This window comes from Leptospira barantonii, from assembly GCF_002811925.1.
GTDB classification, from domain to species: Bacteria; Spirochaetota; Leptospiria; order Leptospirales; family Leptospiraceae; genus Leptospira; species Leptospira barantonii.
This window is the reverse complement of sequence record NZ_NPDS01000006.1, coordinates 287,772-306,191: the sequence shown is the minus strand read 5'-3', so window position 1 is coordinate 306,191 and position 18,420 is coordinate 287,772. Positions and strand designations below refer to the sequence as shown.

Annotated in this window: 21 protein-coding genes; 12 read left to right on the top strand and 9 right to left on the bottom strand. The window is 44.2% G+C overall.

The features are described from left to right. The first annotated feature begins 1 nt into the window (after position 1). Positions 2–763, top strand: coding sequence for an LA_2272/LA_2273 family lipoprotein (locus tag CH367_RS14880; protein WP_100763331.1), 762 nt, complete (start codon positions 2–4; stop codon positions 761–763). Positions 764–813: 50 nt separating this feature from the next. On the opposite strand, the gene CH367_RS14875 is transcribed toward CH367_RS14880, so the two are convergent. Next, complete coding sequence (locus CH367_RS14875) at positions 814–1,959, bottom strand: deoxyguanosinetriphosphate triphosphohydrolase (protein WP_165783303.1); 1,146 nt, start codon at positions 1,957–1,959, stop codon at positions 814–816. A 123-nt stretch (positions 1,960–2,082) separates the two neighbouring features. Here CH367_RS14875 and CH367_RS14870 point away from each other — a divergent pair, with 123 nt between their 5' ends. The 3 genes from CH367_RS14870 to CH367_RS14860 are packed head-to-tail and all read left to right on the top strand — an operon-like array spanning position 2,083 to position 3,787. Continuing rightward, positions 2,083–2,688: a DedA family protein gene (locus tag CH367_RS14870; protein WP_100763283.1), complete on the top strand. Its 606-nt coding sequence runs from the start codon at positions 2,083–2,085 to the stop codon at positions 2,686–2,688. Between the two features lie 50 nt (positions 2,689–2,738). Beyond that, positions 2,739–3,293 carry an HNH endonuclease gene (locus CH367_RS14865; RefSeq protein WP_100763282.1) on the top strand — a complete coding sequence of 185 codons (555 nt, stop codon included), beginning with the start codon at positions 2,739–2,741 and terminating at the stop codon, positions 3,291–3,293. Then, positions 3,290–3,787, top strand: a complete 498-nt coding sequence (locus CH367_RS14860; RefSeq protein ID WP_100763281.1) for an LIC11661 family lipoprotein — start codon at positions 3,290–3,292, stop codon at positions 3,785–3,787. Before CH367_RS14865 ends, CH367_RS14860 begins: the two co-directional genes overlap by 4 nt. Here CH367_RS14860 and CH367_RS14855 read toward each other — a convergent pair. Genes CH367_RS14855 through fliS form a run of 3 tightly spaced genes read right to left on the bottom strand, consistent with a single transcriptional unit; the run spans position 3,774 to position 5,122 of the window. Further along, entirely contained in the window at positions 3,774–4,256 is a 483-nt protein-coding gene (locus CH367_RS14855; protein WP_100763329.1) for a J domain-containing protein, read from the bottom strand. The genes CH367_RS14860 and CH367_RS14855 overlap by 14 nt on opposite strands. Further along, positions 4,250–4,669, bottom strand: a complete 420-nt coding sequence (locus tag CH367_RS14850; protein ID WP_100763280.1) for a hypothetical protein — start codon at positions 4,667–4,669, stop codon at positions 4,250–4,252. The genes CH367_RS14855 and CH367_RS14850 overlap by 7 nt, the downstream gene beginning before the upstream one ends. A gap of 3 nt (positions 4,670–4,672) precedes the next feature. Next, on the bottom strand, positions 4,673–5,122 hold the full coding sequence (gene fliS / locus CH367_RS14845; protein ID WP_069607446.1) for a flagellar export chaperone FliS: 450 nt from the start codon (positions 5,120–5,122) through the stop codon (positions 4,673–4,675). A gap of 310 nt (positions 5,123–5,432) precedes the next feature. Here fliS and purN point away from each other — a divergent pair, with 310 nt between their 5' ends. The 5 genes from purN to fsa all read left to right on the top strand — a co-directional run bounded on the left by purN (position 5,433) and on the right by fsa (position 9,703). After that, on the top strand, positions 5,433–6,059 hold the full coding sequence (gene purN, locus CH367_RS14840; RefSeq protein WP_100763279.1) for a phosphoribosylglycinamide formyltransferase: 627 nt from the start codon (positions 5,433–5,435) through the stop codon (positions 6,057–6,059). A 3-nt stretch (positions 6,060–6,062) separates the two neighbouring features. Further along, a complete protein-coding gene (gene purH, locus CH367_RS14835; protein WP_100763278.1) occupies positions 6,063–7,598 on the top strand; it encodes a bifunctional phosphoribosylaminoimidazolecarboxamide formyltransferase/IMP cyclohydrolase in 1,536 nt (511 codons plus the stop codon). A 1-nt stretch (position 7,599) separates the two neighbouring features. Then, entirely contained in the window at positions 7,600–8,226 is a 627-nt protein-coding gene (locus tag CH367_RS14830; protein ID WP_100763277.1) for a hypothetical protein, read from the top strand. A 30-nt stretch (positions 8,227–8,256) separates the two neighbouring features. Beyond that, positions 8,257–8,982, top strand: a complete 726-nt coding sequence (locus tag CH367_RS14825; RefSeq protein ID WP_100763276.1) for a hypothetical protein — start codon at positions 8,257–8,259, stop codon at positions 8,980–8,982. Between the two features lie 76 nt (positions 8,983–9,058). Beyond that, positions 9,059–9,703: a fructose-6-phosphate aldolase gene (gene fsa, locus CH367_RS14820; protein ID WP_100763328.1), complete on the top strand. Its 645-nt coding sequence runs from the start codon at positions 9,059–9,061 to the stop codon at positions 9,701–9,703. 128 nt (positions 9,704–9,831) lie between these two features. Here fsa and CH367_RS14815 read toward each other — a convergent pair whose 3' ends face one another. The 3 genes from CH367_RS14815 to CH367_RS14805 are packed head-to-tail and all read right to left on the bottom strand — an operon-like array spanning position 9,832 to position 13,060. Then, a complete protein-coding gene (locus tag CH367_RS14815) occupies positions 9,832–10,872 on the bottom strand; it encodes a DUF1574 domain-containing protein (protein WP_100763275.1) in 1,041 nt (346 codons plus the stop codon). Between the two features lie 11 nt (positions 10,873–10,883). Next, positions 10,884–12,302, bottom strand: a complete 1,419-nt coding sequence (locus CH367_RS14810; protein WP_100763274.1) for an MBOAT family O-acyltransferase — start codon at positions 12,300–12,302, stop codon at positions 10,884–10,886. Then, complete coding sequence (locus CH367_RS14805) at positions 12,299–13,060, bottom strand: pseudouridine synthase (RefSeq protein WP_425268849.1); 762 nt, start codon at positions 13,058–13,060, stop codon at positions 12,299–12,301. Before CH367_RS14805 ends, CH367_RS14810 begins: the two co-directional genes overlap by 4 nt. A gap of 100 nt (positions 13,061–13,160) precedes the next feature. Here CH367_RS14805 and lipA point away from each other — a divergent pair, with 100 nt between their 5' ends. Both lipA and CH367_RS14795 read left to right on the top strand, forming a co-directional pair. After that, positions 13,161–14,066, top strand: a complete 906-nt coding sequence (gene lipA / locus CH367_RS14800; protein WP_100763272.1) for a lipoyl synthase — start codon at positions 13,161–13,163, stop codon at positions 14,064–14,066. After that, complete coding sequence (locus CH367_RS14795) at positions 14,054–14,353, top strand: hypothetical protein (RefSeq protein WP_100763271.1); 300 nt, start codon at positions 14,054–14,056, stop codon at positions 14,351–14,353. The genes lipA and CH367_RS14795 overlap by 13 nt, the downstream gene beginning before the upstream one ends. Positions 14,354–14,530: 177 nt before the next feature. Here the strand turns inward: CH367_RS14795 and CH367_RS14790 are convergent, their stop codons facing one another. Together CH367_RS14790 and CH367_RS14785 are read right to left on the bottom strand one after the other, a co-directional pair. Next, positions 14,531–15,700 carry a lipoprotein LipL45 gene (locus CH367_RS14790; protein ID WP_100763270.1) on the bottom strand — a complete coding sequence of 390 codons (1,170 nt, stop codon included), beginning with the start codon at positions 15,698–15,700 and terminating at the stop codon, positions 14,531–14,533. Between the two features lie 100 nt (positions 15,701–15,800). Continuing rightward, the gene (locus CH367_RS14785; RefSeq protein ID WP_100763269.1) at positions 15,801–17,000 is read right to left on the bottom strand and encodes a PQQ-dependent sugar dehydrogenase; all 1,200 of its coding nucleotides are present in this window, start codon (positions 16,998–17,000) and stop codon (positions 15,801–15,803) included. A gap of 96 nt (positions 17,001–17,096) precedes the next feature. Here CH367_RS14785 and CH367_RS14780 point away from each other — a divergent pair, with 96 nt between their 5' ends. Then, positions 17,097–18,416 (top strand): radical SAM protein, encoded by a 1,320-nt coding sequence (locus tag CH367_RS14780; protein ID WP_100763268.1) that lies wholly within the window; start codon positions 17,097–17,099, stop codon positions 18,414–18,416. Positions 18,417–18,420: the final 4 nt, after the last annotated feature.

Here is an 18,420-nt window from a genome sequence, read left to right as displayed (position 1 = left end):
CATGAAACATAACTATTTTAGAATATTCCAAACTTCTTTCAAACGTTCGTTGATTCTCGGGTTATCCCTTTCGCTTTTTGCCTGCGGAGTGACCGGATTTGCGAGCGAACATTCCTTTGTTCGAGTTCCCGTGAAAACGGAAACCGAGGTCATTCATGTAAACCTTCTTCACGGAGAAGTGAAAAAGTTATACGGGGTCAACATCGGTACTGTAAACAAGATCAACGAAAGATTGATCGGACTTCAATTTGGAGGAGCCAATCTCTCCGATGGAAAGACATACGGCGCGCAAGTGGGACTCCTTTATAATTCCGCGAAATCGGGAGGATTTTCGATCCAAGTCGGTTTCGCCAATAACGTAGAAGAAGGCGGAGCCGGAACCCAGCTCGGATTTTACAACCGAGGGGTGAACGGAGGTTATTACGTTACGGGTGGAATTTACAACAAAGGAAACAGCGGGCTTACGATCGGATTGATCAACAACGAAAGTTTAGGTGTAAACATCGGCGGTTTCAATTACGGCTACGGAGTCAACGTCGGTGCGATCAATTCCGGAAAGGGTTTGAGCATCGGTGCGATCAATATCGGCGACGACGGCAATCTGCAATTCGGAATCTTAAACTTCTGCACCGAAGGACCGTTTCCGATCATGATCGTATTAAACTATTGTTCCAAACCGGAATCGGAAAAAACGGAAACAAAACCGGCGGCCACAAAAGTGGATACAAAGATCGCACCCGAACCCGCACCGGCTAAAAAATAAAAACGATTCGAGAATATATTCAAAAAATGGAATATTCTATTTTTTGAATATTACGGAAGAGATTGATAGATCTTTTCCGCGTATCGATCCGTCATCCCCGCGACGTAGTCGCTGATCACTCGATGCAAAGATTCCTCTTCGATTCTCTCCTTATACGTGTCCGGAATTTTTTCGGGATGTTTTAAAAAATAATCGAATAAGGATTCGATCACCTTCTTTCCGTAATCGCTCATACGAACCAAATCCTCGTGACGGTATAACTTCTCGTACAAAAAGGATTTCAATTCCCTAAACTTGGAATTGACCTCGTCCGAAAAAGAAGCGATTCGGATATTTCGTTTCCAAAGATCGGTTAAGTCCTGGGTGGAATCGACTTTGTTTCTTTCAAGTTCTATGGAGATGTTTCGGATCAAATCGGAAACCATGGAATTCGTCAAGGTCCGAATCGCGGTACGAATCAATATCTTTTCACCCGCGTCCTTGTACTGGGTTTTACATTCTTCATAAACTTCTTTCCAAAAACGATTTTCGGATAAATCCCCTAAATGAAGATAACCCATCTCCCATCCGTCCTCGATATCGTGGCTCGTATAAGCGATCTCGTCCGAAAGATCCGCGATCATTCCTTCCAAAGAAGGTCCGCTTTCTTTTCTTTCCAAAAGCATCAAAGAAGGATCATAATCCGTTCCGTGTTTCATCAGACCTTTGAGGGTTTCTCTACAAAGATTGAGTCCCGGAAAGTTCGGATATTTTTTTTCGATCGAGGTTACGATTCTTAGGGATTGTTTGTTGTGTTCGAAACCGCCGTGTTCCTTCATCAAACCGGAAAGAATTTCTTGACCGGCGTGACCGAATGGAGTATGACCCAGATCGTGCGCCAGAGCGATGGTTTCGGATAGGTGAGAATTGAGTCCGAGCGCGCTCGCGATCGTTCTCGAAAGACCCGCGACCTCGAGCGTATGAGTCATTCGATTTCTATAATTTTCCCCAACGGAAAAAATAAAAACCTGCGTTTTATACTGAAGACGTTTGAATGCGCTGGAATGAAGCACCCGATCCCGATCTCTTTGAAACGGAAGTCTGTAAGAATGTTCTTCTTCTTCGTAGATTCTTCCTCCGTTATTCGTGCTGGAAATCGCGTAAGGAGCGAGCGCTTCTTTTTCTTTTTGGATCAAGTCGTTTCTGGAATAGTACACGTTTTACAAAATTCCGAAACTTTTCCAAAAAGTCCCCTCACTTTTTTCGTTTGTTTACTGCTATTTTATCAAAGCCATATTTTACTGTCCTTGGAATCCAAAACCAAGGCGTCTATTTAAGGAATGGAATTTTTAAATATTCTCGTTAATATCTTTTCCGAATACGGATACGTTGCCGTCTTTTTAGTGTTGATTCTTTGCGGTTTCGGACTTCCGGTTCCCGAAGACATCTCCTTGGTTTCCGGCGGAGTGATCGCGGGTTTCGGAAAAGCGGACCCTCACTTTATGTTTCTCGTTGGTATGGCCGGGGTTTTGATCGGAGACAGCATCGTTTTTTTGATCGGAAGAATTTACGGCGTACGCGTTCTTCAGATTCCTATGATTTCGCGAATCGTAACGCCGGAACGTTTCGCCAAGGTTCAGGACAAAATTGCGCGTTATGGAAACTGGGTCACATTTATGGCTCGTTTTATGCCGGGACTCAGAATGCCGATCTATCTTACCGCGGGAACCTCGGATCGAATTTCTTTTTATCGTTTTGTAGCTTTGGATTTTATGGCCGCCATCGTTTCCGTACCGGTTTGGGTTTATCTCGGTTACTTCGGAGCGTATAACTTCGATACTTTAATGCGTTGGGTCCACAATGGTCAACTAACGGTTCTCGGACTTTTGGGAACGGTTCTTATACTTTTCGGAATCGCGTATTGGATTCGAAAGAAACGTTCCTGATCTAAGAATTCCTTTACATCTTCCGAGCATCGGTTATTTTTTGACCAGTTATGGACATTCTTGCGCAGCCGGTGCTTGTGCTGAATGCCGGTTACGTCCCCATCGGGATCCGGTCGGTCAAAGACGCCCTTATCCTGATCATTCTTGAAAAAGCGCAACTCATCAAGGATGATAAAAACTTTTTAATCCGCTCCGAAAAACTCAGATTCACAGCACCCAGGATCATTCTTCTTAGGGATTACTATAGGGTTCCGCCAAGAAGGGATCGTGTTTCGAGGGAGAATATTTTCCAACGAGACAACTACCACTGCGTCTATTGCGGAAAGAAATTTCCGGGATCAAAACTCACATTGGATCACGTAATTCCGAGAAGTCGTTGGGAACACGTTCCCAAAAAAGAAAGACCGAAGGAATTCAATTCCTGGGAAAATCTTGTCGCGGCCTGCAAACACTGCAATACGAGAAAGGGAAACAAACTTCTCGCCGAATTGAAGTGGAACTTGCCGGAAGAAAATCGGGTGACACCCAAGCTACGCTTTCCACTCTTCTCAATATCGGATCAGCAGGCGGAGAAGTTCGGCTGGCGGGAGTATATTTCTTTTTGAAACGTTTTTATCTTTTATTTCTACTTCCAGTGTTTTCGCTTTTAATCGGATGTCCTCATTATTCCACAACAAGGTTGATTTCGACTCCGCCGACTTTGATCAGCATCGTTCCGATCGCGACCGGTTACGAACTCAGACTCAGAGCCGGAAACCCGGAATTACTTTTTCGCGGATATCGATTGTATGTAGCCAATACGGAAAATGATTCCCGATTTCCCGCGGATCTCAATACCGGAATCGATTGTATGAACGGACTTCTCAATTTGATTCCGAATCAACCGCTCGAATATTCGATCGAATTGAGCCCGAGCACCGGACCACTTGCGGCGGTCGGAACCGGAGAAAACGCAAACCGAATCTGTAAGATGAATGTGACCTTGACCTCGGGTCAGTATTTGACCTTACGTTCCGAGGTATTGGTGATCAGCGTTCGAAACGGAGCCGCGTCCGGTTTCGTTTTTTCGATGCCTTCCAATTCCCTTAAGGTTCCTTAAACCAAACCTCTATCTTTGCGAGAGTGTCCTTCGCATCCGCGAGCCAGATACTTTCCGGATAAGAAGAAATCAGATTCTCGAAACCGGATTTAGAAATTTCCAAAGAATGTCTGAGTTTACGAAGAGCCGGATTCTCCTCGCCCTTTAAAAAGATCGGATTTCCGTCCGTCAGTTTGTAATATTCGTGGATCGATGAATCGTAGATTTCTCGAGCCTGTTTGTAGATCGTATAATCGTTCTTATGCGAACCTTTCGCTTCGGAAGATATATTCTGTTTTTTGAATGTCTTTTGTTCTAGGTAAGAATGTAGAACGTCCCTGTATTCGATCAATTCTTTGAAAAGGGAATCGCTTGAGAATTCTCCCGTATCGGGATGATATTTTTTGGAAAGAAAGTAAAAACGGTTTTTCAGTTCAGACTCGTCGAACCCCGGTTCTAAACCTAGAAACTCCAGGGCTCTTTCTAACAGGTCCCCGTTTTCCAATAGTCTTGTCTAAAATGACGCTTGAGTTGGATTTGAACCTGGACTTGGTTCAATTCTTTTTGATATTCCTTAAGAATGTCCTTCATTCTTTCTTCCACTTGAGAATGGAGATTTCTGGACTCTTCCATTTTTTGAAAAAGGATTTCCGCCAGTTCGATGAACTCGAGCGTTTGAGGAACTCCCTCTTCCATCTTTTCGATCTTACGATCCACGGAACAAAGTTGATCGATGATTTTTTCGTTGGAATCCTCGATCTTGGCCGCACCTTCTCCGTCTCCGAATCCGAAAACTTCGATCTGTCTTTTCTGATTTTCGATCAGTTGATTCAACAGAAGAATCTTATCTCCGTAAAGGACGACAAGGTTACGGTTTTTATCGCTGGAAGACTGGTTCGACAAGAATTACCCCTGAATGGATAAACCGCTTCCGCGGCTTCCTTGAAACGGCGCAGAAACGACGTTGGACTTTTCTTTTTTCTCGATTTCTTCCCAAGCGGATTTGAGATCTTCCATGTATTTGATGATTTCTTGAATGATTTCGGAATCCTTTTTCATGTTCGCTTCAAGAAGACGTTTTTTGATGTAAACGTAGATTCCTAAAAGGTTGTTCGCCACTTCTCCACCTTGTTCCAGGTTGAGTGCAAGCATGAGTTCCGTTACGATCTCACCGGCTTTGAGGATATGATTGTTAACCACATCGTATTTCCGGGGAGTATTATTCTCCAGAGCGATATTTAAAAAACGAATCGCCCCGTCATAGAGCATGACGATGAGTTTTCCCTGGCTGACAGTCGAGATTTCGTTGGATTTATATTGTTCAACGGTCGCTGTGGATTTTCTGGCAAGTGACATGTATCTCTCCTGAAATACTCTTCGACAAAAACGCTTGCCTCCTTAATGCTGGGCTTGAACATTCTTGCGGTTTCTCTCAAAACTTTCAGCAGATTCGAGAGACCGAAAACTCAAAAAAATTCTCGTAGAAATGTCTAAATACCGGTATTTCCACGGGTTTGGCACGGATTTTTACTTCATAAGGGAGAATCCGCGCGCGGTTTCGAGCTAAGCCTGAGTCTTTCGGAGGAATTCGCTTGAGGTTCCCGAATTGTCCTTCTTAAAAATTTCAAACCGGGGACGATTCTGATTTTACTCGGATAGAATTTTCTTGGCAAGCCTGTTTACAAAACCAAAAAAAAAGATCGTGTTCCTGGCCTCCGGGAGAGGCTCCAATCTCAAGGCGGTTCTACAGAACATCAAGAGCGGAAAAATCAAAGGAATCGCACAAGCCCTGATCTGCGACAGCCCCGAGGCGAAGGCTTTGGACGTCGCGCTCGAGTTTAAGGTTCCTTCTCACGTTTTGAATTTCGCGTCCTTTACGGACAAATCGGAATACCACAAAAAACTCATCAATCTTCTTACCGAACTCGAACCGGATCTGATCGTGACGGCGGGTTATATGAAGATTCTAAAATCCCCCGTGATCCAGGCGTTCCCGAATCGAATCATCAACATCCATCCTTCTCTCCTTCCAGCATTTCCGGGTTTGAATGCGCAAAAACAAGCCTTTGAATACGGAGTGAAAATCGCGGGTTGTACGGCTCATTTTGTGGACGAAGGAGTCGATTCCGGTCCGGTGATTCTTCAAGGAACCGTGAAAATCGAGGAAGGAATGTCGGAAAGAGATTTGACTTTAGAGATTCTCAAAGAGGAACATAAAATCCTGCCGCTCGCGGTTCAATACTTTTGCGAGAATCGGCTTAAGATCCAAAATAGAAAGGTCAGCATTCAATAAACAATGATACAAATCAAAAGAGCACTTATCTCCGTCAGCGATAAATCCGGTTTAGTGGAATTCGCCCAATTTCTAAATCAAAGCGGCGTTGAAATCATTTCCACCGGCGGAACCTTAAAACTTTTAAAAGACAACGGGATCGCGGCGATTGCGATCGACGACTACACCGGTTTTCCGGAAATCCTGGACGGAAGAGTCAAAACCCTGCATCCGAAAGTGCACGGAGGTTTGCTCGGAGTCACTTCCAATCCCGCTCATAAACAGAAGATGGAAGAATTAAAGATTCCTAAAATAGATTTGGTCGTGGTGAACTTATATCCGTTTTTAAAAACCGTTTCGAAACCGGGCGTTCAATTGGAAGAAGCGATCGAGAATATCGACATCGGCGGACCTTCCATGATTCGAAGCGCGGCTAAGAATTACAAACACACGTTAGTTCTTACCGATCCGAACGATTACAAGGAAGTGCAAACCCTCATCGCATCGGGCGGGGTTTCGGAAGAAGTCGCCGCGGGTTATATGAGAAAGGCATTTTCTCATACGGCGATGTATGACACCGCGATTTCTTCCTGGTTCAACAAACAAGCCGGAGATGTTTTCCCGGACGTTCTCAATCTTTCTTTCCTAAAAAAACAAAAACTCAGATACGGAGAAAATCCTCATCAAGCCGCCGCTTTCTACGAACCTCTTTTTGTGAAGAGCGACTTTTCCCCTTTGCAGGGAAAAGAATTGTCGTTTAACAATATGTTGGATTTCGACGCGGCCTTTCATATCTCGAGTCTACTTCCCGAAAACACGGTCTGCATCATCAAACATCTCAATCCTTGCGGAATCGCATACGCGGACGACCCGTTGGAAGCGTATCAACTCGCAAGAAGAACCGATCCTATCTCCGCGTTCGGCGGCGTGATCGGAATCAAAGGAATCGTAAACGGAGAATTGGCGAACCTCATCACGGAAAATTTCGTAGAAGGTGTGATCGCGCAGAAGTTTTCCTCCGAAGCTCTTGAAATTTTTTCCAAAAAACCGAACATCCGTTTGATCGAAATCGAGGATTTCAAAGAGGCTCTCGACGAATTGGATCTAAGACCGATCCATCACGGTTTGCTCATACAGGATCGTGACTACACGACGATCACAGAAAAAGATCTGAAAGTAGTCACTAAAAAACAACCTACACCCGATGATATTCGTGGTTTGATGTTCGCTTGGTCTTGTGTTCGTTTTATCAAGTCCAACGCGATCGTTTATACGGAAGAAAACGCAACGCTTGGAATCGGCGCGGGACAAATGTCCAGAGTCGACTCGGTGCAGTTAGGCGCCAACAAGGCGTTGAACGTAGGACTTTCCGTGGTTGGTTCTTATGTTGCGAGCGACGCATTCTTTCCGTTTCGAGACGGAATCGACGCGCTTGCAAAAGCGGGAGCGAAGGCGATCATCCAACCGGGCGGTTCGGTTCGGGACGCGGAAGTCATTCAGGCGGCCGACGAACACGGACTCATTATGGTATTTACGGGGATGAGGCACTTCAGACACTGATATGGAATTTTTACTCTATCTAATCTTCTTTGGAATCGTTTCAAGCACGCTCGTTCTTGCGAGTTATTACTTTAAACTTCTCTTTCTTTCCGGAAGAGAATCTTTCGAAAGATTGGAACTGATCGATTGGATTCGAATCCTTCCCGACGAACTGATTAAACTTCTGGAGTCGGGAGGAAGTCTTCAATACGGAGCGATCGCATTCTCCATTGCGGCTTTTATCTCTTATCTTTGGACCTTACTCGGCGGAATCATCGGAGCTCCCCACTACGCCGATGCGTTTGGAAATTATTTCTTTCTTTCGTTTTTACTGCCTGTAACTCTTTTAACGACATACGGGGTTCTTGTGGAATTGATCCTCAAGGATCTTCCGACCACGAGTCCGAATCACTTTCTGGTTCGTTTTTTCGAACAAGAAGTGGCGGTGCTCAGCGGATCTTCGATTTCGGTGATCGCATCGAACCTCGCGGTTTACGGACTTTTTCACGAAATTCCGTTCTTGTTCGTGCTTCCGAACGTTTCGATCGTAGCGGTTCTTCTCATTCTACGTTGGAACGGAAAAGTCAGGATCGGCGGGATTCAATTCTCGGGTTCGAAAAACCGTTCCCACGAAGAAGATTCTGAATAAGTTTCTCCTAAAACTGCCGATAGGAAGAATATGAGAATTTTCGCATTTTTTCTTTCTTTGATCCTGGCACCCGCGGCGGTTTTCGCACAACTTCCGGACGAAGGTCCGAACCGGAGACAACCGACAAACACTCAACAACAAGCGATCAATCTACTCGAAGGATTCGCCGAATCGTCTTGGGGCGAAAGTTACGCGAACATGCGTGAAAAATTCTTATCCCTTTCCACAAATCCTCAAAACGACGAAAAGGTTGAAATCGTTTTTGAAGATAAGGAAAAGACACTTCTGATTCGCAGAAACGGAATCTTATATTCGTATCGTTTTTATTCCACTCCTAAAATCGTAATCGATTCCAGACCGAAAAATCAAAGACCCGCTCCGACTGCGGAAAACAAATCGGAAATGGAAGACGAAAATCATTCTGCTCCGGGTGTTTTGTTCTCCGTTGGAGTTTTGTTTCGTTATCTTCCCGGTAAGGACGTTCAACAAAAGCTGGAACAAAAATACGGAAAACCCAAGAAAGAAGCCTTAGCCGAAAACAAAATCGGCGGCGCGGTTCTCTGGGAAAAAACGGACGAAAAACAATCTCCTCCGAAAGGCGGTTATGTGGTTCAGTGGAAAGAGGCTTATAAAAAAATGCCTTTTACCAGACGAGTGGATTATTTCAGTTCTTCGATCAAGTTTCAGATCGAAAAAGAATATAAGGAATTTTTCAGCGCGGAAGAAATCAAAACTCTTCGCGATTTGATTCCATAAAACCAAAGAATTTCAATTGACCCTACCCTAGCTTTCCCCACATGCTCTAAGCATCCTATTTTTATGGAGCATGTCGGTGGAATTATATTTAGATACCGCAAACATAGACGAAATTAAAGAAATCGCATCCTACGGACTTGTAGACGGCGTTACAACAAATCCTTCGATCATCGCAAAATCCGGAAGAAGTTTCAAAGAAGTCATCAAAGAAATTTGTTCCATCGTTCCCGGACCGGTGAGCGCGGAAGTTCTTTCCACACAATACGATGGAATGATGAAAGAAGCTCTCGAGCTCGTTGAGATTGCAGAAAACGTAGTCATCAAGGTTCCTTTGATTCCGGAAGGACTCAAAACCGTAGTGGAACTTACCAAAAGAAACATTCCAACCAACGTAACACTTTGTTTCTCGGCTCCCCAAGCTCTTCTCGCCGCAAAAGCCGGAGCTACTTTCATTTCTCCTTTTATCGGTAGAGTAGATGATACGAGCTGGGACGGAATGGAATTGATTTCCGAGATCCGAGAAATCTACGACAACTACGGATACGACACGAGAATTCTCGCGGCTTCCATCCGTGGACCTATGCATTTAAAAGAATCCGCGCTTCGCGGTGCGGACTGTGCTACTATGCCTCATTCCGCGTTCCTTCAACTTTTCAAACATCCGTTAACCGACATCGGACTTGAAAAGTTCATCGAAGATTCTAAAAAGCTGAAATGGTAATTTAGAAAGTTCGAATTTACCTTTCGGTTAAACCGATCATAAAAAAGCCCTCGCGGAAACGCAGAGGGCTTTTTTATTTCGACTTCGTCTCGGACAAACGCGCCCGAACTCCTAGGCTGTTTACTCAATCATGGATTCGGAATTTTTTTAACCCCGTAGTAATCGTCCATCATCAGCTTCATCGACTCCAAAAAACACATGATGGATTGATGCGAAGCGTCGTAAAAAAGATCACAAGAGGTCTGTGTATTCAGATCGACCGGAATCGCGGAATATTTTGCGGAAAGATCCCGGATCTTAGGCCACCAAGTTTTTTCCATTTCCAATTCGTAATATCGTTTTCGGTAAGTTTCGTATACCTTGGGCCAGATCAGATAAACCTTTACGTCATTCTCCTTTGCCAGTTTTAAGAACTGTTCCACAAAAAAGAATTGAGTGGTTCCGAGTGTGAACGTGGAAAGATATAAATTGCGAATTCGAACCGCGTCCTTTTCCAATCGATCCGGATCGTTCAAAAACGTGGTATATGCGAATTGTTCTCCGTGATTCAAATTGAGAACCATATAATCCGTGTTAAACGCAGGATTGTATTCCGTGAGTTTCTTTTCCTGAAGCCTTTTGGAAAAAAGTTTTAGATCCGGGTTGATTCTTCGAACCGCAAAAAGACGATCCAAAAGAAGTTTCTTTCGATCCTCGAAGGAGATTTGATCCAAATAGCGCACCAAAAAGTCGTCGTCGGCTCCGTATTTTAGAAAAGGATCATATGCAATTCCTTTTGTATCGTCGAAACCTTCCGGGCTTACTACGTAAAAAACCATCTTCGGCTTGATTCCCTTGGCGATGATTCTTTCAAACCAATACAAACCGTACGCGGGAACCGCTTGTGGTCCCGAAAAATTATAGAGAACCCAATCCTTTTGAAGTTTTTTATCCATTCCGATTACGGAATACGGATAAGCCCTGGAATCTCCGAACGCAAGAGCCAAGGATTTATTTTCCAATTCCTTGTCCTTGTTCAACTTTTCAAAAAGAGATTTTCTTTGCGTATAATAAACCGTGTTCCCGGCTTGGATAAAACTCTTTTGAAAGTATTCCAGAGTGAAAATCTTATCCAAACAGAAAACTAAAACGAGAAAAAGAACTGGATAATAGATATAAAATTTCTTCATGATGATAACCGTTAAAACCTTGAGTAGAAAAAGTCCGCGTTGCCCGCGTTCATTCCTACCATGATAAAAAGAATCAGAAGTCCCAAGATCGGCAATAGTCTCGCTCTCCAAACCTCGGGAACGCTATACTTCTCCGGCCATTCTTCACCGACGTGAAACAGAAACACGAAGACCAACATATAAAATCCGGTTTCGAGTCCGCTCAAGGATTGTCCGCTTTGGAACGTCAAAATTCTTCCGATCGAAGAGATCGCCGAATTGAAATCGGGTGTGAAAAAGAAAGTCCAAGAAATCGAATACACAAGAAGAACGAACAGATAACGCAGAGTCGCCTTTACATACGGAATCTCGGGAAGAATTTTCCAATTCTGAACCTCGAAAACCCTTTCCAAGGAAAGATAAACCCCGGTGAGAAGTCCCCAAATCAGAAAGTTCAGGTTGGCTCCGTGCCAAAGACCGCCTAACATAAAGGTGACGATGAAGTTGATCGAGGTTCTCAATTCTCCCTTTCTGGACCCGCCTAACGGTATGTAAATGTAATCCCGAATCCAATACGAGAACGTTAAGTGCCACCTTCTCCATAAATCCCCGAAACTCTGAAAGAAAAAAGGTGCCTTGAAGTTTTCGGGTAAATCGAATCCCATCAACTTTCCGATTCCTCTCGCCATGTCGGTAAGACCCGAGAAATCGAAGTATAGATTGGCCGCAAAAAAGAAACAGGTAAGAAGCAACGCAATTCCCGAATAATCCTTGGGAGACAAGAATGCAGGCGCGATTAAGGGCAGAATTGCCGCGGACAACAATCCCTTCTTGACAAGTCCTCTTAGAAAAAGCCAGAGGCCGTCGATCAACTTGGAAGGATTCATCGTAGGATTTTCGAATTGATCCCTTACTTGATCAAAACGAAGAATCGGTCCGGCGATCATCACGGGAAAGAAGAAGATAAACGAGAAAAATCCGGTTAAACCTACATTCTTATTAAATCCTTCCCTTTTGGAATCCACCGCAAAGGAAATCAATTGAAACGTATAATAACTGATCGTTGCCGGAAGTACGACCTCGAATCCCGTTAAACCGAAAAGGGAAGATACCTTTGCGTCGAGCGCAACCTTCTCCTGAAAAAGAGGAACGGAAAAAACGAATCCGATAAACTCCATGAGCAAATAAAAATATTTGAATAACCCCAGGTTGAGAAGATTCAAAACCACGGCGGATTTTACATACCAGGACTTATCGTAGAAATAACGGAACAAAAGCCAGTTTGCTAATACGACAAGGATGAGATGAAACAGAAAATTAAAACTGAATACGGAATAGAAGATCGCAGAACCCGCGATCAATAGATACTTTCTACTTTTCTCCGGAACGTTCCAGTAGATCAGATAAAACGCCAAAAAAAATAATAAGAACTCAATGCTGATAAAATTCATTCCCAAACCCCGACATCCTTTAGAAGAAACTTACCTTCTTCCAAATTCAGTTTTTCTAGTTGTATCGAACCGACGCGGATTCTTTGCAGATCGACCACGCTGGCCCCGGATGCGTGAAACATCCTTCTGATTTGTCTTTTTTTTCCTTCCCCGAGAATCACTCGATATATACAGTTCTTCCCGGGAACGAGTTTAACCATCTTTGCACGCAGAATTTCCCCTGCATCCACAATCCCTTTTTGAAACGCCGTTTGAATTCCCTTTTCGCCCGGATCGTATTTTAAGGTAACAAGATATTCTTTTTCGGAACCGTTCGAAGGATGGGAAATTTTCTGCGCCAATTCTCCGTCGTTTGTCAAAATCAAAAGTCCTCTCGAATTGAGATCGAGTCTGCCCGCGATTTTGTAGTTTTTGTACTCCGAAGGTAAAAGGGAAAATACGGTTTTTTCGTGAAAACGATCTCCGTGAGAACAGAGATAACCGACCGGTTTGTTTAAAAGAAGAATTCTTTTGGGTTCATCCGTCGGGCGAAGGATATCACCTCGGTAAGAGACCACGTCCGTTTCCGGGTTCACTCGAGTTCCCAGATCCGTGATCTTTTTTCCATTGATTACGATCTGGCCGCCGAGGATCAGCTCTTCCGCTTTTCTTCTGGAACCTAAACCACAATCTGCGAGAAATCGATTCAGTCGAATTCCTTCCCGAGAGTTCAAATCATCCTTGGACTGCATGGATTCTTCCATTCCGCAAAGATTCAAAAAATCTTCTACCTAAAACTTTCGTTGACCGGGTTCTGTGAAGTCCCGAGGATTGAAGTAGAATGTCGGGCTTCGAACCGACTAAAAAAGCCTCGATCGTATGAATCCTCTTAAAAAAAAGCCCCGTACTCATTCTCTCAAAGAAGCTCCTGAAAAACCGGATTGGCTCAAAGTCAAACTTACCTTTCCCGATCGCCAAAACGACACCGTTGCGATGGTTCGTGATTCTTTACAGGCAAAAAAACTCAACACGGTTTGTGAAAGCGCTTCTTGTCCGAATCTCAACCACTGCTGGTCCAGAAAAACCGCGACGTATATGTTGGGTGGAGATATTTGTACGAGACGTTGTTCGTATTGCGACGTGGCTTCCGGTAAACCGTTTCCTTTGGATCGGGAAGAACCGAAACGAATCGCTGAGTCGGCGATCTCACTCGGGCTCAGACACGTTGTGATCACCGCGGTAAACCGGGACGATCTTGAAGACGGGGGCGCGGCTCATTTTGCGGAAACCGTTCTTGCAATTCGAGAAGGACTTCCCGATTGTAAGATAGAACTTTTGATTCCCGATCTGAAAGTAAAACCGGAATCACTCGAGATCGTTTTCGATTGTAATCCGGACATTTTCAATCATAACCTTGAAACGGTAAAAAGACTTTTCCCCGAAGTCGCTCCACAAAAAAAATACGAACGTTCTTTGGAAGTTTTGAAAATCGCTTCCGAACGGGGATTTTTAACCAAGAGCGGTTTGATTTTGGGAATGGGAGAAACCGTGGACGAAGTGAAAGAATGTATGCAGGATCTTGCAAACGTCGGAGTTTCTCTTTTGACCCTCGGACAGTATTTGCAACCGACTCCGACTCATCTTCCCGTAAAGGAATACGTTCTTCCGGAAGTATTTAAGGAGTTGAGAATATTCGGAAAATCGATCGGATTCAAGGGAGTATTCTCCGGACCTCTGGTAAGAAGTTCCTATCACGCGGATGAACAAGTCTCATGGAACGGATAGAAGATTCATCCGCAGGTCCACCTCCCGAAGAAATCAAAAAACTTCTCTACCATTCCATCATTCAATTTCTTTCAGGCAAAGACGGTCCGGTCAGCCGATCCGAAGTCAAAGACCTTCTTGAAAAAACGATCAACCTCATCCCCGATTTAAAAGCGGACTGGGCCCCGATCAACGGGTTCGGTAAGAATAAGATGATTCTTCATTGGAAAGAGCGAGTTATGCTCATCGATATGGAGGAGATTTTGGATTCGATTCACATGCTCTGGAATCAGAAATTCGATTCTTAATTTTCGCAAAGAAACAACTCCTCCGCGACTTCTACAAAGATTTGAGGAACGTTTAGCGTTGATTCAAAAGATCCATAATGTAGAATGACTGCCTTCAATCGTAAGATTCGTACAAAGAAAAACCCGAGGTTTTACGCTCGGGTTTTTTCCACCTGATTTCAGGTTCAGTCACTGTTATCAGAATTTAGCTTTCGTTTGGAAGTCGTAAATCACTTCTTGAACATCCGCTTGATTGATCTTCTTAATACCTTGTTCGGTATGAACGATCATTGTAGATCCTTGTTGATCCACGATCGCACCGATCAAAGAAGATCCGTCAGTCATGATGATCTTTTCGATTCTTTCGTAGTAGTTTACGATATCCTTGCTGGATTTCAGCTCTTTCGGAGCGGAGATCAGGATTTGTTTAAATTTCTTAGCTTCTTCTTCTTGACGAGCGGCTACTTCACCCTCAAGTTTCTTTCTCTCAGCTTCGAGAGAAGCGGCTTTTTGTTCGTCAACTTTGCCGGAAGATTCTTCGTTGATACGAACCATCTTATCCGTAGTTTCTTTGTCTACGGTTACGATTGTTCTGATCTCTTCTTCTTCTTTCTTGGAAATTCCGGAGTTGTCCAACTTCTTAACTACACCAGCGATGTTCTTTTCGCTGATCTTAGAAGCGTCTTTTCCGTCCAAAGATTTTTCATCCGCTTTCAACACGGAAGCTTGGTTCTTTTCAAGAACGATCTCGGAAGATGCAACGGATTGTTGAATCTTTTTCAGATCTTCGTTTTTTGCGATCTCTTCGTCGCTTAAGCCTTCAAGAGCCGCAACACGAGGAGCAACCGCAACTGCACCGTCCAAAACTTTTACGACTGCTTTGTCGGATTTAGATCTGTCTACGATGAAGGATGTTCCACGCACACCAGCGATCGCGGTCGGAGTAACCACGGAGAACTGGTCGTCTTTGGAAGCCTTGTTGACTTTCGCGAAAACTTTTCCGGAAACAAGAGCCAGTCTTGTATCGGAGTTTCCTTTGGAGTTCACGGAGAGTCCGTCGAAGTCGATCACCGAATTCTCGGAGATACGAATCGCAGATCCGTCAGCAAACTGAATGTCAACTTTGGATTTGTCTTTTGTGCTGACCTTGTCGCCAGTTTTCAGACTCGCGCCTAATGTCGCTTTTTCTTCGGTTAGATCAGAGTGAAGTATTTTTGCTTCTCCAACGCTGAACACAACAACAGCCGAAGGACTGTTTTCTTTACCGGTAGCGGCTGCCTGGGAATTTTCCGTAGGTTTCTTACAAGCGCTGAACACCAGAATTCCGGCGGTCATAGCGATTGAGGAAACGATTAAGAGCTTCTTCATACCCATTTTCCTTAAGAGTGGATTGATAACAGGACTGCGGTGGTAGGCAGCCTCTATCTATGTTTCTCAACAGACAATAGAATCGCTTTTTCCAAATCTTTCAATTTTTTTTTATAATACGAAAGATATTTCCTGAGCCAAAATCGGCAAAAAAGACCTCTCCGGCGCTATCCTGGCCAAAAGTGCTGATTTGATACGGTATCTGAAATAGAAGCTCGTTCGAGATCTTTTTACCGTCCTTTTGTTTTAAAACCCAGATTTTACCGACCACAAAATCCCCGTAGATATAAGAACCTACCAGTTTAGGTAGATCCTTTCCGCGATAGACGTAACCGCCCGTAATCGATTGCCCCTCGTTTCGGGGATATTCGTGAATCGGATCGATCCAAGTCCGCTCGTCGCAGGACGAATTCTTCTTAAAACAATGAAATCCTTCCTTGATATTCCAGCCGTAGTTGCCTCCCTTTCGGATGAGATCGAGTTCTTCGAATTCATTTTGGCCGACGTCGGCTAAGTAGAGTTCGCCAGTAAGCTTATCAAAAGAAAATCTCCAGGGATTTCTAAGTCCGTAAGCCCAGATCTCGGGTAAAAAGCCGGGACGACCTACGAATGGATTGTCTTCGGGAATCTTATAAGGCGCTCCGAAGGATTGAGGGTTGGGAAGAATTCGGAGAAGTTTACCGAGATACGTTGTGGGGTTTTGTCCGTTTTTATAGGGATCATTGGCTCCGCCCCCGTCTCCCAAACCGATATACAGTTTTTTATCGGGACCGAAAGCGAGCTGGCCTCCGTTGTGATTGGAATACGGTTGTTCCTGTTTGAGAAGAGTTCGTTTTGCGTGTTCGATTTTTTGAACCACGTCATTCTTCCATTCAAACTCGAGAATCTTAGAATGATCCTTTCCGCCTTCTTTTACGATTACGTTTACAAAAAACTTAGAATCCGAGGCGAAGTCCGGTGAAAACGCAAGACCCAAAAGACCTTCCTCCGATCTGGTTTCCACCTGCCCGGTAAAATCCGCGCGCAACGTTTTGATCTTGGTCGTTAAATCGACTTCGAAAAGTTTTCCCCGTTTTTCCAAGACGATCATTCGTTGATCGTTTCCGGGAAAGAATTGAATGTCGGTGGGTTCTTGAAATCCTTCCGCGACTTGTCCGTACCAAGGAACGACTTCCGCTTCCTTTCGAATCGGTTTCTTTTTCTCGGGGGCATTTTTCGTTTTAGCAAACAGGGGAGAATGGAGAAAAAAGACAAACAAGAACCCAAGGATGAAAACCGAACGTAAAGATGAAAAAATCATGCCTTGTGGTAAGGGGTTTTTCGGAAAAAATCAACCGAGTTTCCCCGAAAAAACTGCGTGTCATTTCAGTTCGACTCGGGATATTGTCTAATCAAGATGGAAGCTACCGATTCAATCCGCCAAAGTTCTACCATTCCCCTCCTGGAAGAAATGGAGAGGAAATACAAATCCATTCCGATGGAAGCCATCGTTAAACAGGACATTCTCAGACAGGGAATCCATTTTCTCAAAGAAGCTTTCGAGGTTTCCGGAGAATACAAAACAAAGGATTACTTTATATTCTCCTTTGATCATATTCCTCTTTCCGAGTTGGGAGAAGGCGCGGACGTAAAAGCTCCCGAAGAGATCAAGGTTTCCGGAGGTCATTTCGGTTTGCTTCCGACCGTGATCTCCACACGCAACAATCCGAATTCTCCGTATAAGGTCAAAAAATCTCCGGACGGAAAACCGTCTTTGTATCTCGGAGAAACTTTTTTAGGAAACGTCGAGTTTCCTCCTCTTCCGGCTTGGTATCGTCATAAGACAAAGAATGGAAAAATTCCCGGAGAAATCGCTCCGGTCATCGAATGGGGTTATCTCATCTATCTTACCGTTTTTAGAAACTGTCAGTATTTCGGTAAGGAAGAAGAATGCGCTTACTGCGATATCAATCATAACTATCGTCAACAGAAGAACGCGGGACGTCCGTACACAGGCGTAAAAGACATAGAAGATATTCTGGAAGTTCTTTCCTGGATCGACGCCGAAGACGAGATCGCAAAGGTTTATACGATTACCGGCGGAAGTGTCATTACTTCCTTAAAGAAAAAAAACGAAATCGATTTCTATCTGGATTACGCCCAAGCGATCGAATCCAAATTTCCGGGCAGATGGATGGGCAAGATCGTTTCCCAAGCCTGGGAGATCGAAGACTGCAAAAAATTCAAAGACGCGGGAATCCAAGTCTATCATCCGAACTACGAGGTCTGGGATAAGAATTTATTTCAAAAGATTTGTCCGGGGAAAGAAGCATATATCGGAAGAGACAATTGGATCCGAAGAGTCGTAGATTCCGCGGAAGTATTCGGACCTTCTTATGTGATTCCGAACTTTGTGGGCGGTGTGGAACTTTCCAAACCTTACGGTTTTGCAACCGTAGCCGAAGCGATTCAATCCACCGGAGAGGGTTTGGATTTCTTCATGTCGAAAGGAATTATGCCGAGATTTACGGCTTGGTGCCCCGAACCGTATACGACTCTCGGAACTCAGGCCGGACCTCCTTTGGAATATTTCTGCGAGCTTTTGACCGTGTGGAAGGCTACATTCGAAAAGTATAATCTACCCGTTCCTCCGGGTTACGGCGAACCCGGTCCGGGAAAAGCGGTATTTTCAGTTTCCGCTTTTATGGATGTGATCGGTTATCAGGGAAGAAATTAATTCG

What these genes read in the sequence shown, in the direction of transcription:
- CH367_RS14880 (WP_100763331.1), top strand. Translation starts at nt 2, where the DNA reads ATGAAACATAACTATTTTAGAATATTCCAAACTTCTTTCAAACGTTCG.
- CH367_RS14870 (WP_100763283.1), top strand. Translation starts at nt 2,083, where the DNA reads ATGGAATTTTTAAATATTCTCGTTAATATCTTTTCCGAATACGGATAC.
- CH367_RS14865 (WP_100763282.1), top strand. Translation starts at nt 2,739, where the DNA reads ATGGACATTCTTGCGCAGCCGGTGCTTGTGCTGAATGCCGGTTACGTC.
- fliS (WP_069607446.1), bottom strand. Translation starts at nt 5,122, where the DNA reads ATGTCACTTGCCAGAAAATCCACAGCGACCGTTGAACAATATAAATCC.
- purH (WP_100763278.1), top strand. Translation starts at nt 6,063, where the DNA reads ATGATACAAATCAAAAGAGCACTTATCTCCGTCAGCGATAAATCCGGT.
- CH367_RS14830 (WP_100763277.1), top strand. Translation starts at nt 7,600, where the DNA reads ATGGAATTTTTACTCTATCTAATCTTCTTTGGAATCGTTTCAAGCACG.
- CH367_RS14825 (WP_100763276.1), top strand. Translation starts at nt 8,257, where the DNA reads ATGAGAATTTTCGCATTTTTTCTTTCTTTGATCCTGGCACCCGCGGCG.
- CH367_RS14815 (WP_100763275.1), bottom strand. Translation starts at nt 10,872, where the DNA reads ATGAAGAAATTTTATATCTATTATCCAGTTCTTTTTCTCGTTTTAGTT.
- CH367_RS14810 (WP_100763274.1), bottom strand. Translation starts at nt 12,302, where the DNA reads ATGAATTTTATCAGCATTGAGTTCTTATTATTTTTTTTGGCGTTTTAT.
- lipA (WP_100763272.1), top strand. Translation starts at nt 13,161, where the DNA reads ATGAATCCTCTTAAAAAAAAGCCCCGTACTCATTCTCTCAAAGAAGCT.
- CH367_RS14795 (WP_100763271.1), top strand. Translation starts at nt 14,054, where the DNA reads ATGGAACGGATAGAAGATTCATCCGCAGGTCCACCTCCCGAAGAAATC.
- CH367_RS14790 (WP_100763270.1), bottom strand. Translation starts at nt 15,700, where the DNA reads ATGAAGAAGCTCTTAATCGTTTCCTCAATCGCTATGACCGCCGGAATT.
- CH367_RS14785 (WP_100763269.1), bottom strand. Translation starts at nt 17,000, where the DNA reads ATGATTTTTTCATCTTTACGTTCGGTTTTCATCCTTGGGTTCTTGTTT.
- CH367_RS14780 (WP_100763268.1), top strand. Translation starts at nt 17,097, where the DNA reads ATGGAAGCTACCGATTCAATCCGCCAAAGTTCTACCATTCCCCTCCTG.